General features: G+C 64.3%; 1 protein-coding gene. It reads right to left on the bottom strand.

Annotation, left to right across the window (positions count from 1 at the left end):
* Positions 1 to 569: PQQ-binding-like beta-propeller repeat protein (locus tag FV234_RS25955; protein ID WP_147832460.1), on the bottom strand; the 569-nt coding region annotated here is incomplete at both ends.

Raw genomic sequence — 569 nt, 5'->3', positions numbered from 1 at the left:
GGGTCGACCAGCATCTGGTCGTCCGGGCCGATCGAGTAGCCGCGCCAGACCTTCTTGCCGGTCTTGGCGTCGTAGGCGGTCACGTGGCACTGCACGCCGAACTCGCCGCCCGAGATGCCGACGATGATCTTGTCCTTCACCGGCAGGACCGTGGCGGTGTTGGTCTCGCCCTTCTTCGGGTCGCCGTTCACGACCGACCAGTTGACCTTGCCGGTCTTGGCGTCGAGCGACACGACCGTGGTGTCGGCCTGGTGCAGGATGATGGCGTTGTCGGAGTAGGCCAGGCCACGGTTGACCGTGTCGCAGCACATCACCGGGATCACCGACGGATCCTGCTTGGGCTCGTACTTCCACACGATCTTGGCCTCGTGGTCGAGGTCGAGCGCGTAGACGATGTTCGGGAAGGGGGTGTGGACGTACATCATGTTGCCGACGACGAGCGGCGAGCCCTCGTGGCCGCGCAGCACGCCGGTCGAGAAGGTCCAGGCGACCTGGAGGTTCTTGACGTTTCCGGCGTTGATCTGGTCGAGCTTGGAATAGCGCGTGTTGGCGTAGTCGACCGTCTGAAG

Origin of the sequence: Methylobacterium sp. WL8 (assembly GCF_008040045.1) — a bacterium.
GTDB lineage: Bacteria > Pseudomonadota > Alphaproteobacteria > Rhizobiales > Beijerinckiaceae > Methylobacterium > Methylobacterium cerastii.
This window is presented reverse-complemented; position numbering and strand designations above follow the sequence as displayed.